Below are 25,075 nucleotides of genomic sequence, written 5' to 3'. Positions count from 1 at the left end.
AATGAATGCTCTAGAGAAATTCATGGTGACGTTACCTGAGACGAACGTGATTCGGGAGCGGTTGCCAAAAGTCGATCGACAACTCGTCACCGGATTGACGACAAGTGCCAAGGCGCTTGTATTGGCGGGTTTGGCGAAAAATTCGCCAAGACGTCTCGTCGTCGTCACGCATAACATGTATCAAGCACAAAAAATGTACGATCAACTCGAGTCGCTCATCGGTCCGAGCAAAACGTTGCTTTATCCGATTGATGAGACGCTCGCTGGCGAACTATCCCTCACATCGAGCCCAGAATTGCTTGCCGCTCGGATTGAGGCTCGGACACGTCTCCTTGACGAAACGGGAGGCGTCCTTGTCGTGCCGCTCGGTGGCTTGCGCCGTTATATCCCGAACCCGTCAGACTGGCAGACGAGCCATCATCACATCAAACCTGGACAAGAGCTCGATTTAAAGCCGTTCGCCGAGACGCTCATCACGCTCGGTTATGAACGGACGGCCACCGTGACGGCACCGGGTGAATTCTCCGTCCGCGGCAGTATTTTAGACGTCTATCCGCTCACGGCAGCGCGCCCGTATCGCATCGATTTGTTCGACACCGAAGTCGATTCCATCTTTACGTTTGATGCCGAGACGCAGCGTTCGCTAGGTGTCGTCGGCGAAGCGGTCATCCCACCCGCCACCGAGTTCATCGCCTCACGCGACCAGTTGCAGCAGGCCGGACAAGCACTCGAACGTCAATATGAGCGGACGCTTTCGCTCATTGAGACCGAGACGATCCGGCAAGCGCTCGAGGACGGAATCGCCCGGGACATCGAACAGTTCGGTCGAGGCGAGGTTCCTGAAAAAGTTGGGAAGTACACACCGCTCCTGTATAGCTCGACGCTCCTCGATTATGTTGGGGCGGAAGCGGTGTTGATGTTAGATGAAGTGGCACGGATTGAAGATGCTGCCGACGTGCAAGACCGCGAAGAAGCGGAATGGTTCTCGTCGCTCATCGAACGAGGGGAATCGGTCAGCAACTACACGCTCGCCGTCCCGATGCATAAAGTATTCCGTACGTTGAAGCAAGTCGCGTTCTCCTTGTTGCCGTCACGACGGTCCGGAATTCCGGAGACGAACACGGTCCACCTCAGCTGTCGCCCGCTCCCGGCGTTTCATGGCCAGATGCACTTATTGAAACAAGAAGTCGAACGGTGGCAACAAGGTGACCATCGCATCGTCTTCTTGGCAGGGGATCAAACACGGGCCGATAAAGTGGTGGAGTTGCTTGACGATTATGGAATCTCATCCACGTTCACAAATGTGGACGGTGAGCTGTTGCCGCGTCACGTCCATGTCATGATCGGACAAATCGAAGGCGGCTTTGAACTCTCGACGAGCCGTCTCGTCGTCGTTTCCGAAGAAGAACTGTTCAAGCGCGTCACGAAGCGGAAACGTCAGACGAAGAATTTGACGAACGCCGAACGGATTAAAAGTTACCAAGAATTGAAGCCGAACGACCATGTCGTCCACATCCATCACGGAATCGGGAAGTACCTAGGCATCAAGACGATTGAAGTCGGCGGCATTCATCAAGACTACTTACATCTCGTCTATGCCGGCGACGATGCGCTGTACGTCCCCGTCGATCAAATCGATCTCGTTCAAAAGTATGTCGGGGCCGAAGGTAAAGAGCCGAAGATTTACAAACTCGGCGGAACCGAGTGGAAGAAGGTCAAATCGAAAGTCGCCAAATCGGTGGAAGACATCGCCGATGAACTGATCAAGCTGTACGCGGCGCGTGAAGCGTCCGTCGGCTATGCGTTCCCAGGTGATGACGAAGAGATGAGCCAGTTCGAAAGCTCGTTCCCGTACGCAGAGACAGAAGACCAAGTCCGCTCCATCGCCGAAATCAAAGCGGACATGGAACGGTCGCGGCCAATGGACCGTCTCCTTTGCGGCGATGTCGGTTACGGCAAGACGGAAGTGGCGATTCGAGCCGCGTTCAAAGCCGTGCTCGCCGGGAAGCAAGTCGCGTTCCTTGTGCCGACGACCGTGCTGGCGCAACAACATTACGAGACGATGCTCGAACGGTTCAGTGAATTTCCAATCAACGTCTCTGTCATGAGCCGCTTTCGCTCGAAAAGCGAGATGGCGGCGACGAAAAAAGGCTTGAAAGAAGGGACGATTGACGTCGTCGTCGGGACGCACCGCGTCTTGTCGAAAGATGTGACGTTCGCCGATCTCGGTCTCGTCATCATTGATGAAGAGCAGCGATTCGGGGTCAAGCACAAGGAACGGCTCAAGCAGTTGAAGACGAATATCGACGTCTTGACGCTGACGGCGACACCGATTCCGCGGACACTCCACATGTCGATGATCGGCATCCGGGACTTGTCGGTACTCGAGACACCGCCGGAGAATCGCTACCCGGTGCAGACGTATGTCATGGAATACGATGGTATCGTCTTGCGGGAAGCACTTGAGCGCGAACTCGCGCGAGGCGGACAGGCATTCTTCCTCTACAACCGCGTCGAAGGCATCGAGCGGAAGGCAGAAGAGATTCGCGCTTTGTTACCGGAGGCACGCATTGCGACGGCACACGGTCGGATGACCGAGACAGAACTCGAGAGCCAGCTCATCAGTTTCTTAGAAGGGGAAGCGGATGTGCTCGTCTCGACGACGATCATCGAGACCGGCATCGATATCCCGAACGTGAACACACTCATCGTCCACGATGCGGACAAGATGGGGCTGTCACAGCTGTATCAGTTGCGCGGACGTGTCGGGCGTTCCAACCGGATCGCCTACGCCTACTTCACGTATCGGAAAGACAAGCGTTTGACCGAGGTCGCGGAGAGCCGGCTACAGGCCATTAAAGAGTTCACGGAGCTCGGGAGCGGGTTCAAGATTGCGATGCGCGACTTATCAATTCGCGGCGCCGGAAATCTGCTCGGGGCCCAACAGTCCGGGTTCATTGATTCGGTCGGGTTCGATTTATACTCGCAAATGTTGTCTGAAGCCATCGAAGAACGGAAAGACCGGATGCGCGGTCAGGCGAAACAAGTCGTCTTCAAACCGGAAATCGCGTTCCAAGCGGATGCGTACATTCCGGACGATTATTTATCGGACAGCGAATTGAAAATCGAGATGTACAAACGCTTCAAGTATGTCGATACACCAGAAGCGTTGTTCGCCCTCCAGGACGAGTTGATTGAACGGTTCGGCGAATTCCCGGAACCGGTCGCGCTCCTCATCCAACTGACGCGTCTGCGCATCTATGGCGAGATGGCGAAAGTGGCGCGCATCAAACAGTCTCCGGGCCGCATCGAGATGGTATTGTCGCTCGAATCGACGACGGCGCTCGACGTACCGTCATTCATGGAATGGACGATGCCGCTCGGTCGGAAACTCGGTGTCGGACAAGACAACGGCGCCCTCAAATTGTCGCTCAGTGGCCGCATGCCGGTCGTCGAACTGTTGAACGATGCCGATACGGTGCTTGAGGAGCTCGTGAAGAGGTTGTCGCATGCGGTCGCCAAGTAAATTTGCGACCGGCGTCGTCTTATTTGCGCTCGCGGGCTATCTTTCAAAGTTCATCAGTTTCGCTTACCGAGTGCCTTACCAAAATATCGCCGGAGACTTCGGGCTATATGCCTATCAGACGGTGTATCCGTTTGCCGCGATCGTCGCTTCGCTCGGCATGTATGCGATGCCGGTCGTGATTGCCAAAATCGGTGTCGGCGCCCATGGACCGAGACGAAAGCTCGAAGTGTTATGGGGCAGTTTTTATGCCTTGCTCGGTCTAGCCGTCATCCTTGTCGTCACGATGTGGATGCTAGCACCGGTCATCGCCCGTCTCCTCGGGGACATGGAACTCGCACCGACGCTGCGGATCATCAGCCTGAGTTATTTACTCATGCCGGCTTTGGCGGTGCTCCGCGGTTCGTTTCAGGCCGTCGATGACTTGCGGCCGAGTGCGATTTCTCAAGTGCTCGAGAACCTCGTTCGCGTCACGGTCTTACTCGTCGCCTTGTTGATTGGCGTGCGCTTCGGCCAAGACGCCTATACACTCAGTCGATACGCGTATGGGGCGACGCTCTTCGGAGGTGTCATCGCCATCGTCATCTTGTCATTATGGGCGAAGCAGTTACGGCTCGTACCGGTACAACCCACGACGTTGCGGTCTGTCCTTCGAATCTTACTGACGACGGGGTTTGCCGTCGGTTTCGCCTCGCTCGGGATTTTATGGATGCAACTCGTCGACTCGTTCACGATTGTCAATCTGATGGGCGGGGATTATGCGGCGAAAGTCGGCAAAGGGGTATTTGACCGAGGCTATCCGCTCGTTCAATTCGCGATTCTTTTCACGACGGCGCTCGGAATGGCAAACGTCCCGAACTTGGTGCGGCATTATCGTGCCGGTCGTATCGAAGCGACCTCTTCCGGACTCAGTTCGATGATTCGCGTGACGACAACGGTCGCCGCTGCGGCCACAATCGGCTTGATGGGTGTCATGTTCCCGTTGAATGTCGCGCTATTTGAGAACGCGGCCGGGACGACAGCGCTCGTCTTGCTCTCGACGAGTACGTTCGCCGCGTCGCTTGCCGTGGCGAGCATGACATGTCTACAGGCGATTGATCGGGAACGCACAGCTGCTGTCGGTATGATTCTCGCCATCTGCGTGAAGCTCGGCAGCAACTTGTGGCTCGTACCTTCCTATGGCATCGCCGGGGCTGCCCTCGGGACCTCGATTGCCTTTTTAGCGATGGCCGCGTTCAATTTCAATCGGCTCGATCAAATCATCCCGCTCGGCATGCTCCGGTTTCGACATTATGGACGTCTCGTCAAAACGGTGGCGCCGATGGGCGTCATCTTGCTCGGCTTGAACGTCATGGCGCTGGATGGCCTGACGCATCGTCTCGATGCCCTCATCTGGCTCGTCTTCATGCTCGTGCTCGGTGCCGGCATTTATGTCTGGCGGTTATGGAAAGAACAAATTTTGACGATAGAAGAATGGGAAATGATTCCGTTCGGAGGTCGTCTCATCAATCTGCTAGAAAAAAAGGAGAACTGATATGAGTTACGGAATTACGGTCGTCGGCCTCGGGTCTGGCGAACTTGATCAACTACCGCTCGGTGTCTATCGTCATTTGAAGCAGCAACCGCTCGTTTGGTTGCGCACGAAAGAACACCCTGTCGTCAGCGAACTTGAGGCGGAAGGCGTGACGTTCGAATCGTTTGATGCGATTTACGAAGCGAGTGACACGTTCGAGGACGTCTACCGACAAATCGTTGAGACGTTGCTTGAAAAGAGTGAAGAGCTAGCCATCACCTATGCCGTACCGGGACATCCGTTCGTGGCGGAGCGGACGGTCGAGTTGCTCGTCGAACAAGGTGCGGACGTCACGTTCCTCGGCGGTCAAAGCTTTTTGGACGCCATGTTCCAAGCCCTCCGCATCGATCCAATCAACGGCTTCCAATTACTCGATGCGACGGCGCTCGATGTCGAACGGATTCAAGTGACTCAACACGTATTGATTGGTCAAGTGTATGACGGGTTCGTGGCCGGAGACGTGAAAGTCCAATTGATGGAACGATATCCGGATGAGCATATCGTCAAACTCGTGACAGCCGCTGGGACAAAACATGAGCGGGTCAGTGAAATCCCGCTCTATGAGATGGACCGCGTGGCAGAAGTCGACAACTTGACGACGCTCTATGTGCCGCCGTTGACGGACGAGACGCATTTGGCGCGCGAATTTTCGACGCTGAAGCACATCATTGCGACGCTCCGCGGTCCGGACGGCTGCCCGTGGGACCGGAAACAGACGCATGAGTCGCTCCGTAAATATTTGCTCGAAGAAGCGTACGAATTGATTGAAGCAATCGATACGGAAGACGATGATGCGATTGTCGAAGAGCTCGGTGATGTGTTGCTTCAAGTCATGCTCCACGCCCAAATCGGAGCGGACGAAGGCTATTTTGATATTCGAGACGTCATTGGCACCGTCAGTGAGAAGATGGTCCGCCGTCATCCTCATGTGTTTGGGGATGTGACGGTCGATGATGCCGATGAAGTGGTGACGAATTGGAATGCGATTAAACAAGTGGAAAAAGGGGAAAAGAGAAAATCGCAGCTAGATGGAGTTCTCATGACGCAACCTGGTTTGATGCGGGCCGAGCAATTGCAGAAGAAAGCTGCGCAAGTCGGTTTCGAATGGGACGATGTTCAAGGTGCGTTCGAGAAATTGGAAGAAGAACTCCACGAGTGGAGAAGTCAGCCTGAAGATGAACGAGAACTTGGGGATGTCCTCTTCTCAATCGTCAACGTGGCGCGCTATTTCAAGTTGAACGCCGAGCAGGCGCTCGAACGAACCAATCAAAAATTTAAGAGACGATTCGAATACATTGAAGCGAACGGCTCCCTCGAAGAGATGACGCTCGAAGAGATGGATCGGCTCTGGGATGAAGCGAAGGAGAAGGGATTATGAGACTAGACAAGTTTTTGAAAGTATCCCGCTTGATTAAGCGGCGTACGTTGGCGAAAGAAGTCGCCGACCAAGGCCGGATTCAATTGAACGGACAAGTAGCGAAAGCGAGCACCGACGTCAAAGTCGGTGACGAGTTACAAATTCGATTCGGGAACAAGCTCGTCACGGTCGTCATTGACTCGATTGCCGAGCATGCCCGCAAAGAGGATGCGAAAGAAATGTACCGCTTGCTCAAAGAAGAAAAGGTGAACAGTGGTACGGAAGCGTAAAAAAAAGGTATACTGAACGTAACAGGACAGGAGGAAGGTGATTCGATGAATGGACGTAACCCGATGGAACGCAAACAGCGGATTCGGGCTCTTGATGAACGGAGAGAACAGCTGGAAAAAGAACAGAACCGGCGACGTATCCATCTTCGACGCCGCCTGGCTGCGGCCTCACTTCTCTTTTTGTTAATGGTTGTCTTCATCGGTCAAAGTTACTTCTCGAAAGTCGGATATGTGTCCGAGCAAGAACGGAAACAAAATGAAGCGCAAGTCGAACTTCGGGAAACGAAGGACGAACAATCAGAACTGAAAGAGCAGGTCGAGCGTTTACAAGACGAAGAATACATCGCCAATCTAGCGCGCAACGAGCTGTTGTTCTCGAAAGATGGCGAGATTATTTTTTACTTCTCACCAGAGGAATAAGTGGGTTCGTTGACCGTTGACGAATCGACTCGTATAATTGTAGGGAATCAATCAAAAAAAGGAGTACATTATTTTATGTCAATTGAAGTAGGAAGCAAGGTACAAGGTAAGGTTACAGGGATTACGCATTTCGGAGCGTTCGTAGAACTTCCAAATGGCAAAACGGGTTTGGTGCACATCAGTGAAGTGGCAGATTCTTACGTCAAAGACATCAATGAAGTGCTAACGGTCGGTCAAGAAGTGACGGTCAAAATCTTGAACGTCGAAACAGATGGCAAAATCGGGTTGTCTATCAAAAAGGCCGTCGATCGCCCTGTCAGTGAACGTCCAGAGCGTCCAGCCGGCGAGCGTTTCTCTCGTGGCCCACGCCCAGGCGGCCCGGGTCAAGGCGGTCCACGCCCAGGTGGTCCAGGACAAGGTGGCCCACGCGGTGGCGGCGGTCCACGCGGTGGCGGTCCACGTGGTGGTGGCGGCGGACGTCGTGAAGTACGCCGTGAACCAGAAACGTTCGATACGTTGATGAGCAAGTTCTTGAAAGACAGCGACGAGCGCTTGACGACGTTAAAACGTCAAACCGACTCAAAACGCGGTGGACGTGGAGCCAAGCGCGGGTAACCCTTCGTAAACCATCAGCTTCTACTCGTAACGATAGACGGTCTTCCTCAAGAAGACGACGAACCACAGACTTTTATAGTCTGTGGTTTTTTTTTTGATTCTTTTTTGTTATGAAAAATAACTAAAAAGGGTTGCATTTTTTCGAGGAAGCGAGCACAATAGGGAACATGAAAAAATAGTTATGTTTTATAAGTGAAAGGTGAGAATGAAAATGAATGGATGGAAACTGTGGTTGGCGGAATGGAGAAGCATCGGGAAGAATCCTCGGGTCTGGGTCCCGATTCTCGCGGTCGCACTCGTGCCGCTCATGTATGCCGGGATGTTCTTATGGGCGTTTTGGGATCCGTATGGACAGATGAAAGACTTGCCGGTGGCGATCGTGAACGAAGACCAGGGAGCGACGTTCGACGGGGAGCAACTTGCCGTCGGGGACGAACTCGTTGAGAAGTTAAAGACGTCTGAGGCGTTCGAATTTATCGAGACGACGAAACAAGAAGCCGAGTCAGGGTTGAACGATCATGACTATTACATGGCGATTGAGATTCCGGCAAACTTCTCAGAAAAAGCGACGACGGCGCTCAGCGAACAACCTGAGAAGCTCGAACTCAAATATATTGCCAATGAATCGTATAACTTTTTAGCGGCTCAAATCGGCGGTTCCGCGATGGAGCAAGTGAAAGGTGAACTGTCGACCGAAGTCGCGAAACAGTACGTCAGTGCGATGCGTGACGGGATTCAAGATGCCGCTGCTGGACTCGATGAAGCGGCGGCTGGGGCGGGAAAACTAGCAGATGGATCGCAGACGGCCGAACAGGGGGCGACCCAATTGGCCGACGGGACCGCATTGCTCGCTTCAAAACAACAAGAATTGGCTGACGGGGCGAGTCGGTTGAATGAAGGTGTGGCCCAACTCGAGACAGGGACGACGGAATTGGCGAAGGGAAGCCAGCAAGTTTATGCAGGTAGCGCCGCCTTATCAGACGGGGCACGTCAAGTGAATGAAGGGGCGTCTGCCCTTCAAGACGGAACGAGCCAACTTGTCGAAGGGACAGACACGTTCGCCTCGAAGTTGGAGGAATTGCACAGCGGGACGGCTTCTCTCAATCAAGGCGTTCAACAACTCGCGGCCGGGATTCAGCGTTCGAAGGACGGCAGTGAGCAATTGAGTGCCGGTTCAAATGAATTGGCGGCCGCGATGACGGCGGCGAAAGAAGGAAATGCCGCCTTGATGGCAGGAGAGACGGAACTCGTGGCCGGAATCGGTCAGATGAAGACAGAAATGTTGGCCAGTCAAGATCAGTTGATGACCCAGCTGTCAGCACTCGTCGAGGCAGGGCAACCTGCTTCACCAGAGATGCTACAGGCGATTGTGGCCCAATTGGCGGAAGGTCAAACAGCGACGGCCGCTGGATTCGATGCACTATCCACGGGAGCGACGCGTGTGAAAGAAGGACAGGCCGCGCTCGGTGACGGATTGACGCAAGCAGAGGCTGGTGCCAATGAACTCGCTTCGGGACTGGTGACGTTACGTGACGGACAAGCCGAGCTCGCAAGCGGGGCACAGGCGTTGGCGGATGGGTCGACACAAGTGGAACAAGGGGCGCAAACGGCAGCCGTGAGTTCGAAAGAGTTGGCTTCGGCAAGCAATCGCTTAAACGCCGGCGTCGGAGCGTTGAAAGACGGGACCGCCGAACTCGCGTCCGGCAGTACGCAGTTGACCGAGGCGACGGGGGCCTTGTCAGAGGGGAGTTCGAAACTCGCGGACGGGGCGAAGAGCGCCGGCGCGGGCACGAATACACTCGCGAACGGGGCTGTACGTTTGGCAGAGGGCGGTAAAGACCTCCAGTCAGGTAGCGACCAGCTCGCAGACGGAGTGTCCGAACTTGCGGCTGGTAACAGCAAGTTACGGGACGCGCTCGCCGATGGGGCCGAAGCGGCCGCGATCGACATCCGAGACGATAACGTCGACATGATGGCCGGACCGGTCACGGTCGTCAACGAATCGATTCACAAAGTCCCGAACTACGGAACGGGTTTTGCACCGTACTTCATGTCACTCGGACTATTCGTCGGGGCGCTCTTGCTCTCGATTGTCTATCCGCTGTACGATCCGGCTGGAAAACCGAAACGCAGCCTGTCATGGCTCGTCTCAAAATCAGGTGTGTTGCTCGTCATCGGATTTATTCAAGCGCTCGTCTTGGATGTGGCGATGGTCATGTTGCTCGGACTTGAAGTCGAGGCGCCGCTCCAGTTCTTCGGATTCAGTTGGCTCGTCAGCATCACGTTCCTCTTAATCGTGCAGCTACTCGTCACGACGCTCGGAAATCCGGGCCGTTTCGTCGCCATCGTCTTATTGATTCTTCAATTGACGACGTCGGCTGGAACGTTCCCGCTCGAACTGATTCCGAGCGCCCTCCAACCGTTTAACGCTTGGTTGCCGATGACATACACCGTATCGGGCTATAAAGAAATCTTGTCAGCGGACGGCTGGAGCTACCTGCAACAAGCAATCATCTATTTGGCATTCGTCTCAACCGCTTGCTTCTTCCTGCTATGGGGATATTTCCGCATCGCTTGGAAGAAAAAATATCGGCTGACGACGTCAGAAGCGTGATGCACAACGAACTGAAAATCGTGTATAGTGGATAAGACGACACTATACACGATTTTTTTGTGAAAAAACTTTTAAAAAAGAATTGACACTGGCGTGGGTACTGGTTATTATAGAAAATGTGCTTAGGACACAACAATAACATGGCGGTGTAGCTCAGCTGGCTAGAGCGTACGGTTCATACCCGTGAGGTCGTGGGTTCGACTCCCTCCGCCGCTACCATTTTATTTAGGCCCGTTGGTCAAGCGGTTAAGACACCGCCCTTTCACGGCGGTAACACGGGTTCGAATCCCGTACGGGTCACTTACCTAAGCGAAAAGAAGCCATCTCACTCGAGATGGCTTCTTTTGTTATATCAAGGAGGCGGACGGATGACGAGAGTATTGGTTGCCGTGTCCGGTGGAATCGATTCGGTCGTCTTGTTGGATCGGGTCATTCGGAACGGTATGGAAGTGGGCGTGGCCCATGTCCATCATGGACTGCGTCCCGAGTCGGATGAAGAGTATGAATTTGTGCGACGTTTGGCCGACAAGTACGACGTGCCATTTCATGGCAAGCGGCTCGCTTTCCCGAACGGCGGTTCGCAGGCGAGTTACCGGACGGCACGATATGCGTTCTTTGAACAGGTTATGCAGAAGTTCGGCTATACACAACTGATGACGGCCCATCACGCGGATGACCAACTCGAGACCGTCCTCATTCAACTGCAGCGTAACGTCGTCGAAGTGACGGGGATTCATGAGCGTCGTCCGTTCGCAGGAGGAGAACTCGTTCGTCCGCTCTTATCGGAACCGAAGCGGGAACTGATTGCCTATGCCAAACGATACGGACTTGAATGGAGAGAAGATGCGAGCAACGCCACGACCGAATATTTGCGCAATCAATTGCGGCATCAGATCGTGCCCCAGCTCCTCGCGTCGCAACCGGATCTTGTTCAAGTTGTGAGCGAAACAGCTCGGCATCAACGCGAATTGTGGCGGACCCGCTACCGACAGATGGAGAATTGGATCCAGGACAACGTGCGACTCGAGATGAAAGCGTTTCACGTGAAATCGGATAACTTGATGTGTCTAAATCCTGTCGAACGATACACCGTCGGGCGCCTGCTATCAATGCGCTACGGGGTAGAGGTGGGGACCGCGATCGACCGTCTGTTAACGAGTGCCCAAGGTTCTGGCCACTTCGACTTAGAGGGGTCATGGGGCCTGCGGAAACAAGACGGGCTCTTATCGTTACAGGCAACTGGTCAATCGCTCCTAGCCCCACACAAACAAGTGGTAACGACCTTCCCAGCGCATGTAGTGTTCGGGACTTCATTATTCTCACTAGACGTTGAGGATGATACGGACGGCATCCCGCTCGAGGCGATCGAGTTGCCGTTGATCATCCGCTCTGTCGAGGCTGGGGACGCGATGAAACTGTCCATCGGGACGAAAAAAGTCGCCCGCATCTTCATTGATGCGAAGATTCCGCGAGAAAAACGGCCTTTTGTCCCATTGGTAGTTGACGCAACGGGACGGATTATCGCTATAGTAGGGGTAAGAGTTTCCGATTTTCCGGATAAGTCGGGTGCGATGTGCCCACGATTAATGGTAAAATGATGATTGTGTCGGATAAGAAAGAGGAGGATTTTAAGATGTCATTAATGAACGATATGGAGAAAGTACTGATTTCAAGCGAAGAGATTCAAGGTAAAGTGAAAGAACTCGCTACAACACTTAGCGAAGAATATAAAGAAGAGTTTCCACTCCTCGTCTGCGTGTTAAAAGGTGCGATGCCATTCATGTCAGACCTCGTCAAAGAAATGGACATCCATTTAGAAATGGATTTCATGGACGTGTCGACGTACCATGGCGGAACGTCATCGACGGGTGAAGTTAAAATTGAGAAAGATTTAAATACATCTGTAGAAGGACGCGACATCTTGATTGTAGAAGATATCATTGATAGTGGACTCACGCTCGGCTATCTCGTCGACCTGCTCAAGTACCGCAAAGCCAAATCGGTTAAAATCGTGACGCTTCTCGATAAACCGACGGGCCGCAAGAACGGATTGTCGGCAGATTATAGCGGTTTCGTTATTCCGCACGAGTTTGTTGTCGGCTATGGTCTCGATTACGAAGAGAAATATCGTAACCTTCCGTACGTCGGTGTGCTCAAGCCGAGCATTTACGGGGGCTAACGTTTTTCTTTTGAAAATGCGTCGTGTTAAGATAAAAGAAATACCCAAAGTATACACATATACTGAATGGGCGAGAACATCGTTTCTCGGAATAGGAGGCAGAGAATGAATCGTGCAGTGAAAAACACCTTAGTTTTCGGTGTGATTTTCCTAGCCTTGATCTTGTTCCTTCAATATTTACAAAACCCGAATAGCCAGAGCGAGACGCTTACGTATTCGAAGTTCTTGGAATATGTGGAAGAAGGTCGGATTGAAACGGCAACCGTACAAGAAATTCCGGGAGCCATCTCAATTACAGGAGATCTAACAGGAGACGAAGATCAGCGTTTTGAAACGAATATCCCGGCCAACGAGGCCGAATACGCCGAAGTGCTCTCGTCACTTCGCGCGGATACCGACATCCAAATCGAAGAAGCAGAGTCGAGTGGTAGCTGGTTCAGCATCGTATTCGCGATCTTACCGTTCATCATCATCTTCATCTTATTCTTCTTCTTGCTCAACCAAGCCCAAGGTGGCGGTGGTGGTGGTCGTGTGATGAACTTCGGGAAATCGAAGGCGAAATTATACGATCAAGAGAAGCGCCGTGTGACGTTTGAAGACGTTGCCGGAGCGGATGAAGAGAAGCAAGAGCTCATCGAAGTCGTTGAATTCTTGAAAGACCCACGTAAGTTCTCGAAACTCGGGGCACGGATTCCGAAAGGTGTCTTGCTTGTCGGTCCTCCGGGAACAGGTAAAACATTGCTCGCTCGTGCAGCTGCAGGAGAAGCCGGTGTACCGTTCTTCTCAATCTCAGGTTCTGACTTCGTCGAAATGTTCGTCGGTGTCGGGGCGTCACGTGTACGTGACTTGTTCGAGAATGCGAAAAAGAACGCACCGTGTATCATCTTTATCGATGAAATCGATGCGGTCGGACGTCAACGTGGCGCTGGCCTCGGTGGTGGACATGACGAGCGTGAACAAACGCTTAACCAACTTCTTGTCGAGATGGATGGATTCAGTGACAACGAAGGGATCATCATGATTGCCGCGACGAACCGTCCGGATATTCTTGACCCGGCCCTTCTTCGCCCAGGTCGATTTGACCGTCAAATCACGGTTGATCGTCCGGATGTTAAAGGCCGTGAAGCAGTCCTCAAAGTTCACGCCCGCAACAAGCCACTTGATTCGACAGTCGACTTGAAGTCGATTGCGCAGCGGACACCTGGATTCTCAGGTGCTGACCTTGAAAACTTATTGAACGAAGCGGCGCTCGTCGCAGCCCGGTCTGACCGTTCAGCGGTATCAGTCGTGGATGTCGAGGAAGCGATTGACCGCGTCATCGCCGGTCCTTCTAAGAAGAGCCGTGTCATCTCGGAGAAAGAACGACAAATCGTCGCCTATCATGAAGCGGGTCATACGATTATCGGGATTGAACTTGAGAATGCAGATGAAGTGCATAAAGTGACGATCGTTCCTCGCGGTAACGCAGGCGGCTATGTCGTCATGCTTCCAAAAGAAGATCGCTACTTCATGACGAAACCTGAGCTTGAAGATAAAATCGTCGGTCTCCTCGGGGGCCGCGTGGCGGAAGATGTCATCTTCGGTGAAGTGTCAACAGGAGCAAGCAATGATTTCCAACGTGCGACTGGTATCGCCCGGAAGATGGTCATGGATTACGGGATGAGCGACAAGCTCGGGCCGCTCCAACTTGGGTCAAACCATGGTGGACAAGTCTTCCTTGGCCGTGACTTCCAAACGGAACAGAACTACTCGGATGCGATTGCACAAGACATCGACCTCGAGATTCGTGATATCATCAACCGTTGTTACGCGAAAGCGAAACAAATCTTGACGGATCGTAGAGACGATCTCGAACTCGTCGCGAAGACGTTGCTCGAAGTCGAGACGCTCGATTCGAAACAGATTCGTCACTTGATTAAGACGCGCGAATATCTTCCGCACGAACCGGAAGAGCCGTCTGAACCATCGAAAGATGATGCAAGCGACGAAGCGAAGAAAGATGAGGCGGCCGTCAAGCACGGACAAGTCATCGATCAGCCTGGAGTCGTTCAAGAAGCGAAGCCGGATGTTGTCCCTGAAGGCGATAAGCCGGAAGCGACACCGACGGAACGCCCGAACAACGAATCACGGTAAGTGTAAGAGACGAATGCCCTAAACAAGGCATTCGTCTTTTTTCGTGTTATAATTCGAGCGAACTGTAATTGACAACAAAGTGAGGAACGCTATCATGATTTTAGTGATTGATGTTGGGAATACAAATATTGTCCTTGGGATGTATGACGGCGAGACACTCGTCCATCATTGGCGCATCTCGACAGACCGCACGAAAACGACCGATGAATACGGCATGCTCGTGAAATCACTGTTCGATCATTCGAACGTCTCATTCGATCAGATTGACGGTGTGATTCTGTCTTCGGTCGTTCCGCCGGTCATCTTTCCGCTCGAGCAGATGTCGCAGCGCTACTTTAACGTCCGACCGATTGTCGTCGGACCCGGCGTAAAAACCGGTCTCGACATTCATGTTGATAATCCGCGTGAAGTCGGAGCGGACCGCATCGTCAACGCGGTTGCTGGAATTGCCAAGTATGATGGACCGCTCATCATCGTCGATTTCGGAACGGCGACGACGTACTGCTATATTGATGAGAACCGCCGTTATCACGGAGGCATCATTTCACCGGGGATCATGATTTCGGTCGAGGCGCTCTATCAACGGGCGGCCAAGCTGCCGCGCATCGAGCTCGCGACACCGCCTACGGTCGTTGGGAAAAATACAATTCAAGCGATGCAGTCCGGGACGTATTACGGCTATGTCGCACAAGTCGATGGCATTGTCGGTCGTATGAAGCGTGAAGTCGGAGAAGCGACCGTGATTGCCACGGGCGGTCTCGCGCGTTTGATTAGCGAGCATGCAGAGACGATTGATGTCGTCGATTCATTTTTGACGCTCGATGGGCTTCGTCTCATCTATGAGCGCAACCAGAAATAAACTTAAAGGAGTTACTCGATATGATTCAACCAGAACAACAAGCATTACTTGACCAAATGAAAGCCGATTACCTCGTCCGTGCCCTCGGGTTCAACGGGGAAGTCCGCGCGTTTGCCGTCCGGACGACAAAAACAATCTTTGAAACGCAACTCCGTCACCAGACGACACCGGTCGCTTCAGCAGCGCTCGGTCGCACGATGACGATCGGGACGATGATCGGTGCGATGCAAAAAGGCGCCGCTCGCGTGACGCTCAAAGTCGAAGGCGATGGACCGATTGGGAAAATCATCGTCGATGCCGATACGGCGGGTGACGTGCGCGGTTACGTGTCACATCCTCGTGTCGAAGGCGGCACGTTTGTGAATGATCACGGTTTGACAAAGTTGAAAGTCGGTGAAGCCGTCGGACGCGGGACGATCTCGGTCATTAAAGACCTCGGTTTGAAAGACTTTGTCGGCGGCTCGTCTGAGATTCAAACGGGTGAGATTAGCGAAGACTTCACGTACTACTTTGCGACGTCAGAACAAGTACCGTCAGTCGTCGGTGCGGGTGTGCTCGTCCTTCCAGAAGATGAATCGATTCTTGCGGCCGGTGGCATTATCGTTCAATTGATGCCGGATGCGTCAGAAGAGACGATTCAAGCGCTTGAACAGGCGCTCAAGACGTTCCCGCCAGTGTCGGTCCTCATCGGTGAAGAGAAAACACCGGAAGAAATGCTCCATATGCTCCTTGGCGACAGCCTCGAAGTGTTGGATCAAAAACCGGTTCAATTTAATTGCACATGTGGCCGCGACCGTATGGAAAGCGCGATTATCGGGCTCGGTGCCGAAGAGATTCGTCACATGATTGAAGAGGATGGCGGCGCTGAAGCGGTTTGTCACTTCTGCGGCGAGAAATACCACTTCTCGGCGGAACAATTAGAAACGATGAAACAACAAGCACGTTGACCGCTTTACTCCAAATTGCATATTTTGAATCTGATAGGGTATGATTACAATATCGGAATAGTCGGAATTATGGAGGAGGAAATGAAATGCGTATCGTAGATTCAGTAACAGACTTGATTGGAAAGACACCGATTGTGAAGTTGAATGGATTGACTGGCGCTGAAGATGCCACGGTTTACTTGAAATTGGAGTATATGAACCCGGGCTCTAGCGTAAAAGACCGGATTGCGCTCGCTATGATTGAAGCGGCTGAACGAGAAGGGGTCTTGAAACCAGGAGATACGATTATCGAACCGACCAGTGGGAACACGGGAATCGGTCTCGCCATGGTCAGTGCGGCCAAAGGCTATAAAGCGATTTTGGTCATGCCGGAAACGATGAGCATGGAACGTCGCAATTTGCTTCGTGGCTACGGTGCCGAACTCATTTTGACGCCGGGTCCTGAAGGGATGGGCGGAGCGATTCGCCGTGCGACGGAAGAGGCTGAACAAAACGGTTATTTCCTCCCGCAGCAGTTTAACAATGAAGCCAACCCGAACGTGCACGAGATGACGACGGGACCTGAAATCGTCGACGCGTTCGATGCGTCAGGCCTTCAAGTCGATGCGTTCATCGCCGGCGTCGGGACAGGTGGAACAATCACGGGAGCGGGTAAAGTGTTGAAAGCCCACTATCCGAACGTTCAAATCCTAGCGGTCGAACCGGTCGATTCACCGGTCTTGTCGGGTGGTAAACCAGGCCCGCATAAAATCCAAGGAATCGGGGCCGGGTTCATCCCGTCGATTCTAGATACGGAGATTTATGAAGGTGTCCTTCAAATCACGACCGATCAGGCGTTCGAATACGCACGTCTTGCGGCCAAAACGAACGGCGTGCTCGGAGGCATCTCATCTGGGGCGGCGATTGCAGCGGCTGTCGATACGGCAAAACGTCTCGGCAAAGGGAAAAACGTGCTGGCAATCATCCCGTCAAACGGAGAACGCTACCTCAGCACACCGCTCTATCAATTCGATGAAGAATCAGATAGCGTACGCTCGTAAACAAACGGCAGTTACCGGGAGACAACTTCTTTCGGTAACTGCCTTTTCTTGTGTACAATTAGAGGCATGAATCAGTGGAACGGGGGAATGTGGCGTGAGACAAACAGCGTTCAAAACCATGAGTATGACAAAAGAGAAGATGTACGACACATATATGACATTGACGGAAGGAAAGAAGCATTATGCGTGGTTAGAGAGCGGACGCGTCGGCCGCTATACGATGGCCGGGATTGAGCCGTTCGCTACGCTTCACGTGAAAGATGGGGTCGGGACGTTCATCACCTCTGATGTGACAGAAACGATGCACGGTGAGCCGCTCGACATCGTCGAAATGGTGCGAGCCCGCTACGCCACCGATCGACCAGCAGGTGCTCCCCCGTTTTTTGGCGGGATGATCGGCTATGTGAGCTATGATGTAGCCCGAACGCTCGAACGTTTACCGCGGCAGGCGGCAGACGATTTGGCGACACCGGACGTCTCGTTCTTGCTGTTCGATGAAGTAGCGGTCTTCGATGAAGAAGAATCACTTTTATATATGCTCGTTACGACGGACGATCGGTTAGAAGTGAAACTCGATCGCTTTGTCGCCCACTGGCACACTGAGACGCACTATGCGTTCCCACAGGTCGCGAGCGGAACGCTCGAACGTTCACGTTCATTGTCACAAGAGAACTTCGTGACGGCGGTACAAAAGATTCAAGACTATATCGTCGAGGGCGATGTGTTTCAGGTGAACTTGAGCGTCCGGCAATCGGAACCACTACTCGCACACCCGCGTCACATCTACGACACGCTCCGGAAAGTGAACCCTTCACCATATATGGGTTATTTCGTGGACGACTCGCTCACGATGGTGTCGGCTTCGCCGGAACTGTTGCTCGAGAAACATGGCGCCGCCATCTCGACCCGCCCGATTGCCGGAACGAGACCGCGAGGCCGGGATGAGGCGGAAGATCTGGAACTGGCTCGGACGCTGCTCGACAATGAGAAAGAGCGGGCCGAACACGTCATGCTCGTCGACCTTGAACGAAACGACTTGGGCAAAGTCGCGGCTTACGGGACAGTGCATGTCGATGAGCTGATGGTCATCGAGAAATACTCGCACGTCCAACATATCGTCTCGAACGTGCGCGGTTTGATGCGGGACGGCGTATCGGGAGCCGAAGCACTCGGCGCGATGTTCCCGGGCGGCACCATCACCGGGGCGCCGAAAATCCGGACGATGGAAATCATCGAGGAACTCGAACCGGTCCGGCGTGGGATTTACACCGGCTCATACGGATGGCTTAGTTGGGATGATGACCTCGTGTTCAACATCACGATTCGGACGATGGTCGTGAAGGACGGAATCGCCCATGTTCAGGCTGGTGCCGGGATTGTGATTGATTCGGATCCTGAAGCGGAGTACGCCGAATCACTTTCCAAGGCGAAAGCGCTATGGACGGCGAAAGAAATGACGGAGGCGACGGTATGATTTTACTCATCGATAACTATGACTCGTTCACATACAATTTAGTTCAATACTTTGGGGAGCTCGGTGAACAACTCGTCGTCCGTCGTAACGATGACATCACGATCGAGGAAATTGAAGCGCTCGCCCCAAGTTATCTCGTCATTTCGCCTGGTCCGTGCACACCGAGTGAGGCGGGTATCAGCATCGATGCGATTCAGGCGTTTGCCGGTCGCATCCCAATTCTTGGCGTCTGTCTCGGACATCAAGCGATTGCTCAAGCGTTCGGCGGAAAAGTCGTCCATGCCGAGCGGCTCATGCATGGTAAGACGTCAGCGATTCAACATGACGGAAACACGCTGTTTAACGGCATCCCGCAACAGACAATCGTGACACGCTACCATTCGCTCGCGGTCGAACGAGATACCTTACCGTCGTGCTTGAAAGTCACGGCCGAGACGGGCCTAGGAGAGATTATGGCACTCAGGCATGAAACGTTACCGATTGAAGGGGTGCAGTTTCATCCGGAAGCGATTTTGACAGAACACGGCAAAGACATGATTCGTAATTTCGTCGAGGTGTATCGTCATGTGGCTTTGGCATAACGGCGAACTTCGGGGCCGCTCTGAAGTAAAGATTCCGGTGGAAGATCACGGATTTTTATATGGGATGGGCCTATTCGAGACGTTTCGAACGTTCAATGGCATCCCGTTCTTGTTTGATCTTCACTGGGAACGTCTCGAAAAGAGCTTAGCGGAACTATGGATTGATTTACCGTATACGAAACAAGAGATGGAGCAGGCGATTCAAGACGTCGTTCGTCAAAACGGGACCCCGAACCTGTATGTGCGCTTGAACGTATCCGCGGGGGTGGCGCCACTTGGACTCTACGACGGACGCTACACTCGTCCAAACGTGACACTGCTCGTCAAGCCGTTACCGGAATCGTTCCAGCCCACGGAAAAACGGCTGGAAGCCATCCCGTTTCCAAGAAGTCGGCCCGAAGCGGCATTTCGCTTAAAATCCCATCATTATATGAACAATATATTAGGGAAGCGCATGCTTGTTGATCGGGAGGCGGAAGGACTGTTCGCCGATGACTCAGGACATGTCGTGGAAGGGCTTGTCTCGAATATCTTCTGGGCCGAAGCTGACCAACTTTGGACGACGCCGCTCGCGACGGGACCTCTGGCTGGGGTCACGCGACGTTGGGTGATGGATACGTTTGATGTGAAGGAACGTGATGTGACGTTTGCGGAACTTGCACAGGCAGACGAGATTTGGTTGACCAATTCGGTTCAACAGATTGCTCCGGTCACAGACTATGCCGGGAACAGCTATCCAGGAAAAGACGGGGCAAAATTTAAAGCATGTTGGTCTGTATTGTTGCATGCGATTGAGAGGGAAGAAACGCGATGACAAAAATCATGGGAATTTTAAATGTGACACCGGATTCGTTTTCGGACGGAGGACGGTATACGGCGCTCGAACAGGCGGTCGCTCACGCCAAGCAACTCGTTCAAGACGGAGCGGACGCGATTGATATCGGCGGGGAATCGACACGGCCGGGAGCCCGGTTCGTCTCGGCGGAAGAAGAAATCGAGCGAGTCGTTCCTGTCATTCGTCAACTGAAGCAAGAGCTCGACGTGCTCATCTCGATCGATACGTACAAACCGATGGTGGCAAAGGCAGCATTAGAAGCCGGGGCCGATATCATCAATGACGTCTGGGGCTCGAAGTGGGGCGATCAATCGATGGCACAAGTGGCACGGGCGTTTAACGTTCCCATCATCTTGATGCACAATCGCGACAATCGAAATTATGGCCATTTCATTGAGGAGGTCGTCGGTGACTTGTATGAATCGATTGAAATCGCTCAAGCGGCAGGTGTGCCGGATGAGATGATTTGGTTAGACCCGGGAATCGGCTTTGCGAAAGACTATGCGCAAAACATGGAGTTGATGAATCGACTCGACGTGATCACGAACCTCGGTTATCCGGTGTTACTCGGAACGTCGCGGAAATCATTTATCGGGCAAGCGCTTGATTTACCGACCGAAGAACGACTGGAAGGGACACTGGCGACGACGTGTCTAGGCATCATGAAAGGCTGTGCGTGGATTCGGGTCCATGACGTACGAGAGAATAAACGAGCGTCACTCATGATGGACGCGATGCTGGGAGGCGGACAAATTGGATAAGATGTTTGTGAATGGGATGCGTTTTTACGGCTATCACGGTGTGTTTGCAGAAGAGAATCGACTCGGTCAACGGTTTAACATCGATTTGATGTGTGAGTTGGATTTGGCGCCGGCTGGACAATCGGATGATTTATCAGACGGGGTCAGCTACGCCGGTCTCTATCAATTGACGGAAGACATCGTCACCGGGGAGCCGGTCAATCTACTTGAGGCGCTAGGCGAGCGCATCACGACGGCTGTCTTGGCCCACAGCGACAAGATTCAAAGCGTCACCGTCAAAGTGATCAAGCCGGACCCGCCCATCCCGGGTCATTATGACTCAGTCGCAATTGAGATGACACGGAGACGGAACGTATGATGTACGTAGCGCTGGGCTCGAACATTGGGGAGCGTGCCAACTATCTGGCAGAAGCGATTCAAGCGATGGCGGTAAACGGTCTTCAGGTGACGAAAGAGTCATCCGTATATGAGACGGCACCGGTCGGATACACAGATCAGCCATCCTTCTATAATATGGTCGTCGAAGTCGAGCCGTCGCTTTCTGCGGAAGCGGCCTTGCTTCAACTCCAACAGATTGAACGGGACCTAGGGAGAGAACGACTATTCAAGAATGGACCGCGTACAATCGACCTTGACATCTTGGTCTATAACAGCGAAGATATACAATCGAAGCAGTTAACTGTTCCGCATCCACGGATGCATGAACGCGCTTTTGTCCTTGCCCCGTTCGCGGAGATTGCTCCGGCGGTCGAGGTAAAGGGAATGACGGTGCGGGCGTTGCTAGAAGCCCTTCCTGCGTCGGAACGACAAGATGTCGTCCGTCTGGGGCCGTTACAATCATTGGTCAGCTCGGTTTAACGTTAGCAAAGGAAGTGGAGAAGTGTCAGGGTTCAAAATTGGTAACATCGATATAAAGAACCGCGCCGTCCTTGCCCCGATGGCCGGAGTGACAAACCCTGCGTTTCGTTTGATCGCTAAAGAATTTGGCGCGGGACTCGTCTGTGCTGAAATGGTCAGCGATAAAGGGATTTTATTGGAGAACGCAAGAACGCTCCGGATGCTGTACGTCGATGAACGGGAAAAACCGCTCAGCCTTCAGATTTTCGGAGGTTCGAAAGACACACTCGTCAGAGCGGCCCAGTACGTGGATCAAAACACGAATGCGGACATCATCGATATCAATATGGGTTGCCCAGTCCCGAAAGTCACGAAGTGTGAGGCGGGTGCCAAATGGTTGCTCGACCCGGACAAAGTTTACGAGATGGTGAACGCCGTCTCGAATGCGGTCGATAAGCCGGTCACGGTCAAAATGCGCCTCGGTTGGGACGAAGACCATATTTATATTCTCGACAATGTTCGGGCGGCTCAATCCGGAGGAGCGGCGGCGATTGCGATTCATGGTCGTACGCGGTCTCAACAATATGAAGGAACCGCAAACTGGGATTGGATTGGCGAAGCCAAGAAGATTGCGACGGTTCCGATTATCGGTAACGGCGATATCTCGACACCTCAAGAAGCAAAACATGCGATTGATCACTATGGTGTCGATGCCGTCATGATTGGACGGGCAGCGCTCGGTAACCCATGGATGCTGTATCAAACGGTGCAGTATTTGGAGACGGGTGAACTTCCGCCAGAACCAGCGGCGCGTGAAAAAATCGACATCTGTATGTTGCACCTCGATCGCTTGATTGCCATCAAAGGAGAAGTGACGGCCGTTCGCGAGATGCGTCAACATGCGGCGTGGTACTTGAAAGGGTTGAAAGGCAGCGGCCCGGTTCGGAAGCAAATCAACGAAACGGAATCGCGAGATGCTTTTGGCATCGTGTTGTATCATTTTGTGGAACAGCTCGAGCGACAAATGCAAGAAGTGTGAACTAGTGAAAAAAATTGATTTGTGGTAAGCTTGTTTGGCGAAAAAGTGAACCACACAAGCAAACGGTTTAGGCTGTGCTGTTGGCCGTGAGGCTGACAGTTTTTTATTAGGAACATCCCCAATACGTATAGAGGAGTGAATGGAGTAGTGAGTCACGAGTTGGAAATGAATGACCAAATGCAGGTTCGGTTTGAAAAAATGACCGAGATGCGTGAACAAGGGCTTGACCCGTTCGGACGTCGGTTCGAACGTTCTGCCCACGCCGGTGAATTACATGAACAATATGAGGCAATTGAAAAAGAAGCCTTGGCCGAACAAGACGTCGAAGTGACGCTTGCCGGACGAATCATGACGAAACGTGGAAAAGGGAAAGTCTTCTTTGCCCACATCCAAGACGTCACAGGACAAATCCAAATCTACGTGCGTAAAAATGACGTAGGTGACGAACCGTTCGATTTATTCAAATCATCTGACCTTGGTGACATCGTCGGGGTGAAAGGGAAGCTGTTCAAGACGAACGTCGGCGAATTGTCGATTCATGTTGAAGAGTTCGAACTCTTAACAAAAGCACTTCGTCCGCTTCCTGATAAATATCATGGCTTAAAAGATGTTGAGCAACGCTATCGTCAACGTTATTTGGATTTAATTACGAATAACGATTCGCGTCAAACGTTTATTCTGCGTAGCCGGATCATCTCGGAAATTCGGAATTTCTTGAACCATCGCGGTTACTTGGAAGTCGAAACGCCGATGTTGCATACAATCGCAGGTGGAGCGGCGGCCCGTCCGTTCTTGACGCACCATAATGCACTTGATATGGAATTATATATGCGGATCGCCATCGAGCTTCATTTGAAGCGCTTGATTGTTGGTGGTCTCGAGCGCGTGTATGAGATTGGCCGTGTCTTCCGTAATGAAGGGATCTCAACACGTCATAACCCAGAGTTCACGATGATTGAATTGTATGAAGCGTATGCGGACTATAATGACATCATGGATTTGACAGAAGAACTCGTAGCTCACGTAGCCCAAGAAGTTCTTGGCACGACGGACGTTCAATATGGAGAAGATACGATTCATTTGGCTGTCGGTTGGAAACGTGCGCACATGGTCGACTTGGTTAAAGAAGAAACAGGCGTCGATTTCTGGCAACAGATGTCTGATGAAGATGCACGTGCGCTTGCAAAAGAGCACGGTGTCGAGATTCAAGACCATATGACATTCGGTCACATCGTCAATGAATTCTTTGAGCAGAAAATCGAAGAAACATTGTTACAACCGACGTTTGTCACCGGTCACCCTGTCGAAGTATCGCCATTGGCGAAAAAGAACGATACAGATCCACGCTTCACGGATCGATTTGAATTGTTCATCGTTCGTCGTGAACATGCTAACGCCTTCACGGAATTGAATGATCCGATTGATCAGCGTGAGCGTTTCGAAGCTCAACTTCTTGAGAAAGAAGCAGGGAATGACGAAGCCCATGAATTGGATAACGATTTCCTTGAGGCACTCGAATACGGAATGCCGCCAACGGGCGGTCTTGGAATCGGAATCGATCGCCTCGTCATGTTGTTGACGAATGCACCATCGATTCGTGATGTTCTATTGTTCCCGACGATGAGACACCAACAGTAAAGAATCATTTTAACCTCTCGTTCTTACAGACGAGAGGTTTTTCTATGGAGAATGTTGCCGGTGTAAAGAGACTAAAAACTTTTTTAGAAAAACTTTTGCAAAAAGTCTTGCGTTCTATTTAGGGATGCGGTAAAGTAATAAACGTTGCCGCTGATGGCAGCGGAAAAGAATAAAAAAAGTGGTTGACAACTGTGTCGATGACTTGTATTATTTTAAGAGTCGCCAATGAGCGACAGACGAACTTTGAAAACTGAACGATGAGGCAAAAAAAGTTTTACAATTTTTGAATGAAGCGCAAGCTTCGTCATTTTTAAAGAGCTATATCAAATTCTTTGGAGAGTTTGATCCTGGCTCAGGACG

General features: G+C 52.3%; 21 protein-coding genes and 2 tRNA genes. All 23 read left to right on the top strand.

All coding sequences use genetic code 11. From position 1 onward, the window contains the following. The first annotated feature begins 1 nt into the window (after nt 1). The gene (gene mfd / locus KNP85_RS14985) at nt 2-3,526 is read left to right on the top strand and encodes a transcription-repair coupling factor (RefSeq protein WP_058765142.1); all 3,525 of its coding nucleotides are present in this window, start codon (nt 2-4) and stop codon (nt 3,524-3,526) included. After that, complete coding sequence (locus KNP85_RS14980) at nt 3,510-5,057, top strand: polysaccharide biosynthesis protein (RefSeq protein ID WP_214803864.1); 1,548 nt, start codon at nt 3,510-3,512, stop codon at nt 5,055-5,057. The genes mfd and KNP85_RS14980 overlap by 17 nt, the downstream gene beginning before the upstream one ends. A 1-nt stretch (nt 5,058) precedes the next feature. Next, on the top strand, nt 5,059-6,474 hold the full coding sequence (gene yabN, locus KNP85_RS14975; protein ID WP_021065742.1) for a bifunctional methyltransferase/pyrophosphohydrolase YabN: 1,416 nt from the start codon (nt 5,059-5,061) through the stop codon (nt 6,472-6,474). Beyond that, a complete protein-coding gene (locus KNP85_RS14970; protein ID WP_021065741.1) occupies nt 6,471-6,743 on the top strand; it encodes an RNA-binding S4 domain-containing protein in 273 nt (90 codons plus the stop codon). Before yabN ends, KNP85_RS14970 begins: the two co-directional genes overlap by 4 nt. A 45-nt stretch (nt 6,744-6,788) precedes the next feature. Next, a complete protein-coding gene (locus KNP85_RS14965) occupies nt 6,789-7,163 on the top strand; it encodes an FtsB family cell division protein (protein ID WP_021065740.1) in 375 nt (124 codons plus the stop codon). Between the two features lie 75 nt (nt 7,164-7,238). Further along, a complete protein-coding gene (locus tag KNP85_RS14960; RefSeq protein WP_021065739.1) occupies nt 7,239-7,778 on the top strand; it encodes a S1 domain-containing RNA-binding protein in 540 nt (179 codons plus the stop codon). 211 nt (nt 7,779-7,989) lie between these two features. Beyond that, nucleotides 7,990-10,392 carry a YhgE/Pip domain-containing protein gene (locus tag KNP85_RS14955; protein WP_214803862.1) on the top strand — a complete coding sequence of 801 codons (2,403 nt, stop codon included), beginning with the start codon at nt 7,990-7,992 and terminating at the stop codon, nt 10,390-10,392. Between the two features lie 142 nt (nt 10,393-10,534). Continuing rightward, nucleotides 10,535-10,611 (top strand) — tRNA-Met (locus KNP85_RS14950). Between the two features lie 9 nt (nt 10,612-10,620). Further along, nucleotides 10,621-10,692 (top strand) — tRNA-Glu (locus KNP85_RS14945). Between the two features lie 68 nt (nt 10,693-10,760). Further along, complete coding sequence (tilS, locus tag KNP85_RS14940) at nt 10,761-11,990, top strand: tRNA lysidine(34) synthetase TilS (RefSeq protein WP_214803860.1); 1,230 nt, start codon at nt 10,761-10,763, stop codon at nt 11,988-11,990. 35 nt (nt 11,991-12,025) lie between these two features. Continuing rightward, nucleotides 12,026-12,571: a hypoxanthine phosphoribosyltransferase gene (gene hpt / locus KNP85_RS14935; protein ID WP_021068188.1), complete on the top strand. Its 546-nt coding sequence runs from the start codon at nt 12,026-12,028 to the stop codon at nt 12,569-12,571. 105 nt (nt 12,572-12,676) lie between these two features. Then, nucleotides 12,677-14,704: an ATP-dependent zinc metalloprotease FtsH gene (gene ftsH, locus KNP85_RS14930; RefSeq protein WP_021068189.1), complete on the top strand. Its 2,028-nt coding sequence runs from the start codon at nt 12,677-12,679 to the stop codon at nt 14,702-14,704. A gap of 94 nt (nt 14,705-14,798) precedes the next feature. Next, entirely contained in the window at nt 14,799-15,563 is a 765-nt protein-coding gene (locus tag KNP85_RS14925) for a type III pantothenate kinase (RefSeq protein WP_021068190.1), read from the top strand. Nucleotides 15,564-15,583: 20 nt separating this feature from the next. Beyond that, entirely contained in the window at nt 15,584-16,510 is a 927-nt protein-coding gene (gene hslO / locus KNP85_RS14920; protein ID WP_051627654.1) for an Hsp33 family molecular chaperone HslO, read from the top strand. Nucleotides 16,511-16,596: 86 nt separating this feature from the next. Continuing rightward, nucleotides 16,597-17,550: a cysteine synthase A gene (cysK, locus tag KNP85_RS14915; protein WP_021068192.1), complete on the top strand. Its 954-nt coding sequence runs from the start codon at nt 16,597-16,599 to the stop codon at nt 17,548-17,550. A gap of 94 nt (nt 17,551-17,644) precedes the next feature. Further along, on the top strand, nt 17,645-19,024 hold the full coding sequence (locus KNP85_RS14910) for an anthranilate synthase component I family protein (RefSeq protein ID WP_214803859.1): 1,380 nt from the start codon (nt 17,645-17,647) through the stop codon (nt 19,022-19,024). Then, nucleotides 19,021-19,605: an aminodeoxychorismate/anthranilate synthase component II gene (pabA, locus tag KNP85_RS14905; protein ID WP_021068194.1), complete on the top strand. Its 585-nt coding sequence runs from the start codon at nt 19,021-19,023 to the stop codon at nt 19,603-19,605. Before KNP85_RS14910 ends, pabA begins: the two co-directional genes overlap by 4 nt. After that, nucleotides 19,589-20,419 carry an aminotransferase class IV gene (locus KNP85_RS14900; protein ID WP_214803857.1) on the top strand — a complete coding sequence of 277 codons (831 nt, stop codon included), beginning with the start codon at nt 19,589-19,591 and terminating at the stop codon, nt 20,417-20,419. The genes pabA and KNP85_RS14900 overlap by 17 nt, the downstream gene beginning before the upstream one ends. After that, nucleotides 20,416-21,201: a dihydropteroate synthase gene (folP, locus tag KNP85_RS14895; RefSeq protein ID WP_214803855.1), complete on the top strand. Its 786-nt coding sequence runs from the start codon at nt 20,416-20,418 to the stop codon at nt 21,199-21,201. Before KNP85_RS14900 ends, folP begins: the two co-directional genes overlap by 4 nt. Continuing rightward, complete coding sequence (folB, locus tag KNP85_RS14890; RefSeq protein WP_021068197.1) at nt 21,194-21,559, top strand: dihydroneopterin aldolase; 366 nt, start codon at nt 21,194-21,196, stop codon at nt 21,557-21,559. The genes folP and folB overlap by 8 nt, the downstream gene beginning before the upstream one ends. Next, nucleotides 21,556-22,059: a 2-amino-4-hydroxy-6-hydroxymethyldihydropteridine diphosphokinase gene (folK, locus tag KNP85_RS14885; protein ID WP_021068198.1), complete on the top strand. Its 504-nt coding sequence runs from the start codon at nt 21,556-21,558 to the stop codon at nt 22,057-22,059. The genes folB and folK overlap by 4 nt, the downstream gene beginning before the upstream one ends. Before the next feature lie 79 nt (nt 22,060-22,138). Beyond that, a complete protein-coding gene (dusB, locus tag KNP85_RS14880; RefSeq protein WP_232819639.1) occupies nt 22,139-23,077 on the top strand; it encodes a tRNA dihydrouridine synthase DusB in 939 nt (312 codons plus the stop codon). Between the two features lie 147 nt (nt 23,078-23,224). Continuing rightward, the gene (gene lysS, locus KNP85_RS14875) at nt 23,225-24,715 is read left to right on the top strand and encodes a lysine--tRNA ligase (RefSeq protein WP_029594415.1); all 1,491 of its coding nucleotides are present in this window, start codon (nt 23,225-23,227) and stop codon (nt 24,713-24,715) included. Nucleotides 24,716-25,075: the final 360 nt, after the last annotated feature.

The organism is Exiguobacterium sp. s194 (assembly GCF_018618275.1).
GTDB classification, from domain to species: Bacteria; Bacillota; Bacilli; order Exiguobacteriales; family Exiguobacteriaceae; genus Exiguobacterium; species Exiguobacterium chiriqhucha.
Note: the sequence above shows the minus strand (reverse complement) of the source record. Positions and strands in the feature narration are given on the sequence as shown.

Coding starts and splice junctions, on each gene's coding strand:
- dusB (WP_232819639.1), top strand. CDS start 22,139: ATGGCCGGAGTGACAAACCCTGCGTTTCGTTTGATCGCTAAAGAATTT.
- KNP85_RS14970 (WP_021065741.1), top strand. CDS start 6,471: ATGAGACTAGACAAGTTTTTGAAAGTATCCCGCTTGATTAAGCGGCGT.
- KNP85_RS14955 (WP_214803862.1), top strand. CDS start 7,990: ATGAATGGATGGAAACTGTGGTTGGCGGAATGGAGAAGCATCGGGAAG.
- ftsH (WP_021068189.1), top strand. CDS start 12,677: ATGAATCGTGCAGTGAAAAACACCTTAGTTTTCGGTGTGATTTTCCTA.
- mfd (WP_058765142.1), top strand. CDS start 2: ATGAATGCTCTAGAGAAATTCATGGTGACGTTACCTGAGACGAACGTG.
- folP (WP_214803855.1), top strand. CDS start 20,416: ATGACAAAAATCATGGGAATTTTAAATGTGACACCGGATTCGTTTTCG.
- tilS (WP_214803860.1), top strand. CDS start 10,761: ATGACGAGAGTATTGGTTGCCGTGTCCGGTGGAATCGATTCGGTCGTC.
- hslO (WP_051627654.1), top strand. CDS start 15,584: ATGATTCAACCAGAACAACAAGCATTACTTGACCAAATGAAAGCCGAT.
- KNP85_RS14965 (WP_021065740.1), top strand. CDS start 6,789: ATGAATGGACGTAACCCGATGGAACGCAAACAGCGGATTCGGGCTCTT.
- KNP85_RS14980 (WP_214803864.1), top strand. CDS start 3,510: ATGCGGTCGCCAAGTAAATTTGCGACCGGCGTCGTCTTATTTGCGCTC.
- folK (WP_021068198.1), top strand. CDS start 21,556: ATGATGTACGTAGCGCTGGGCTCGAACATTGGGGAGCGTGCCAACTAT.
- hpt (WP_021068188.1), top strand. CDS start 12,026: ATGTCATTAATGAACGATATGGAGAAAGTACTGATTTCAAGCGAAGAG.
- KNP85_RS14900 (WP_214803857.1), top strand. CDS start 19,589: ATGTGGCTTTGGCATAACGGCGAACTTCGGGGCCGCTCTGAAGTAAAG.
- KNP85_RS14925 (WP_021068190.1), top strand. CDS start 14,799: ATGATTTTAGTGATTGATGTTGGGAATACAAATATTGTCCTTGGGATG.
- cysK (WP_021068192.1), top strand. CDS start 16,597: ATGCGTATCGTAGATTCAGTAACAGACTTGATTGGAAAGACACCGATT.
- pabA (WP_021068194.1), top strand. CDS start 19,021: ATGATTTTACTCATCGATAACTATGACTCGTTCACATACAATTTAGTT.
- yabN (WP_021065742.1), top strand. CDS start 5,059: ATGAGTTACGGAATTACGGTCGTCGGCCTCGGGTCTGGCGAACTTGAT.
- KNP85_RS14960 (WP_021065739.1), top strand. CDS start 7,239: ATGTCAATTGAAGTAGGAAGCAAGGTACAAGGTAAGGTTACAGGGATT.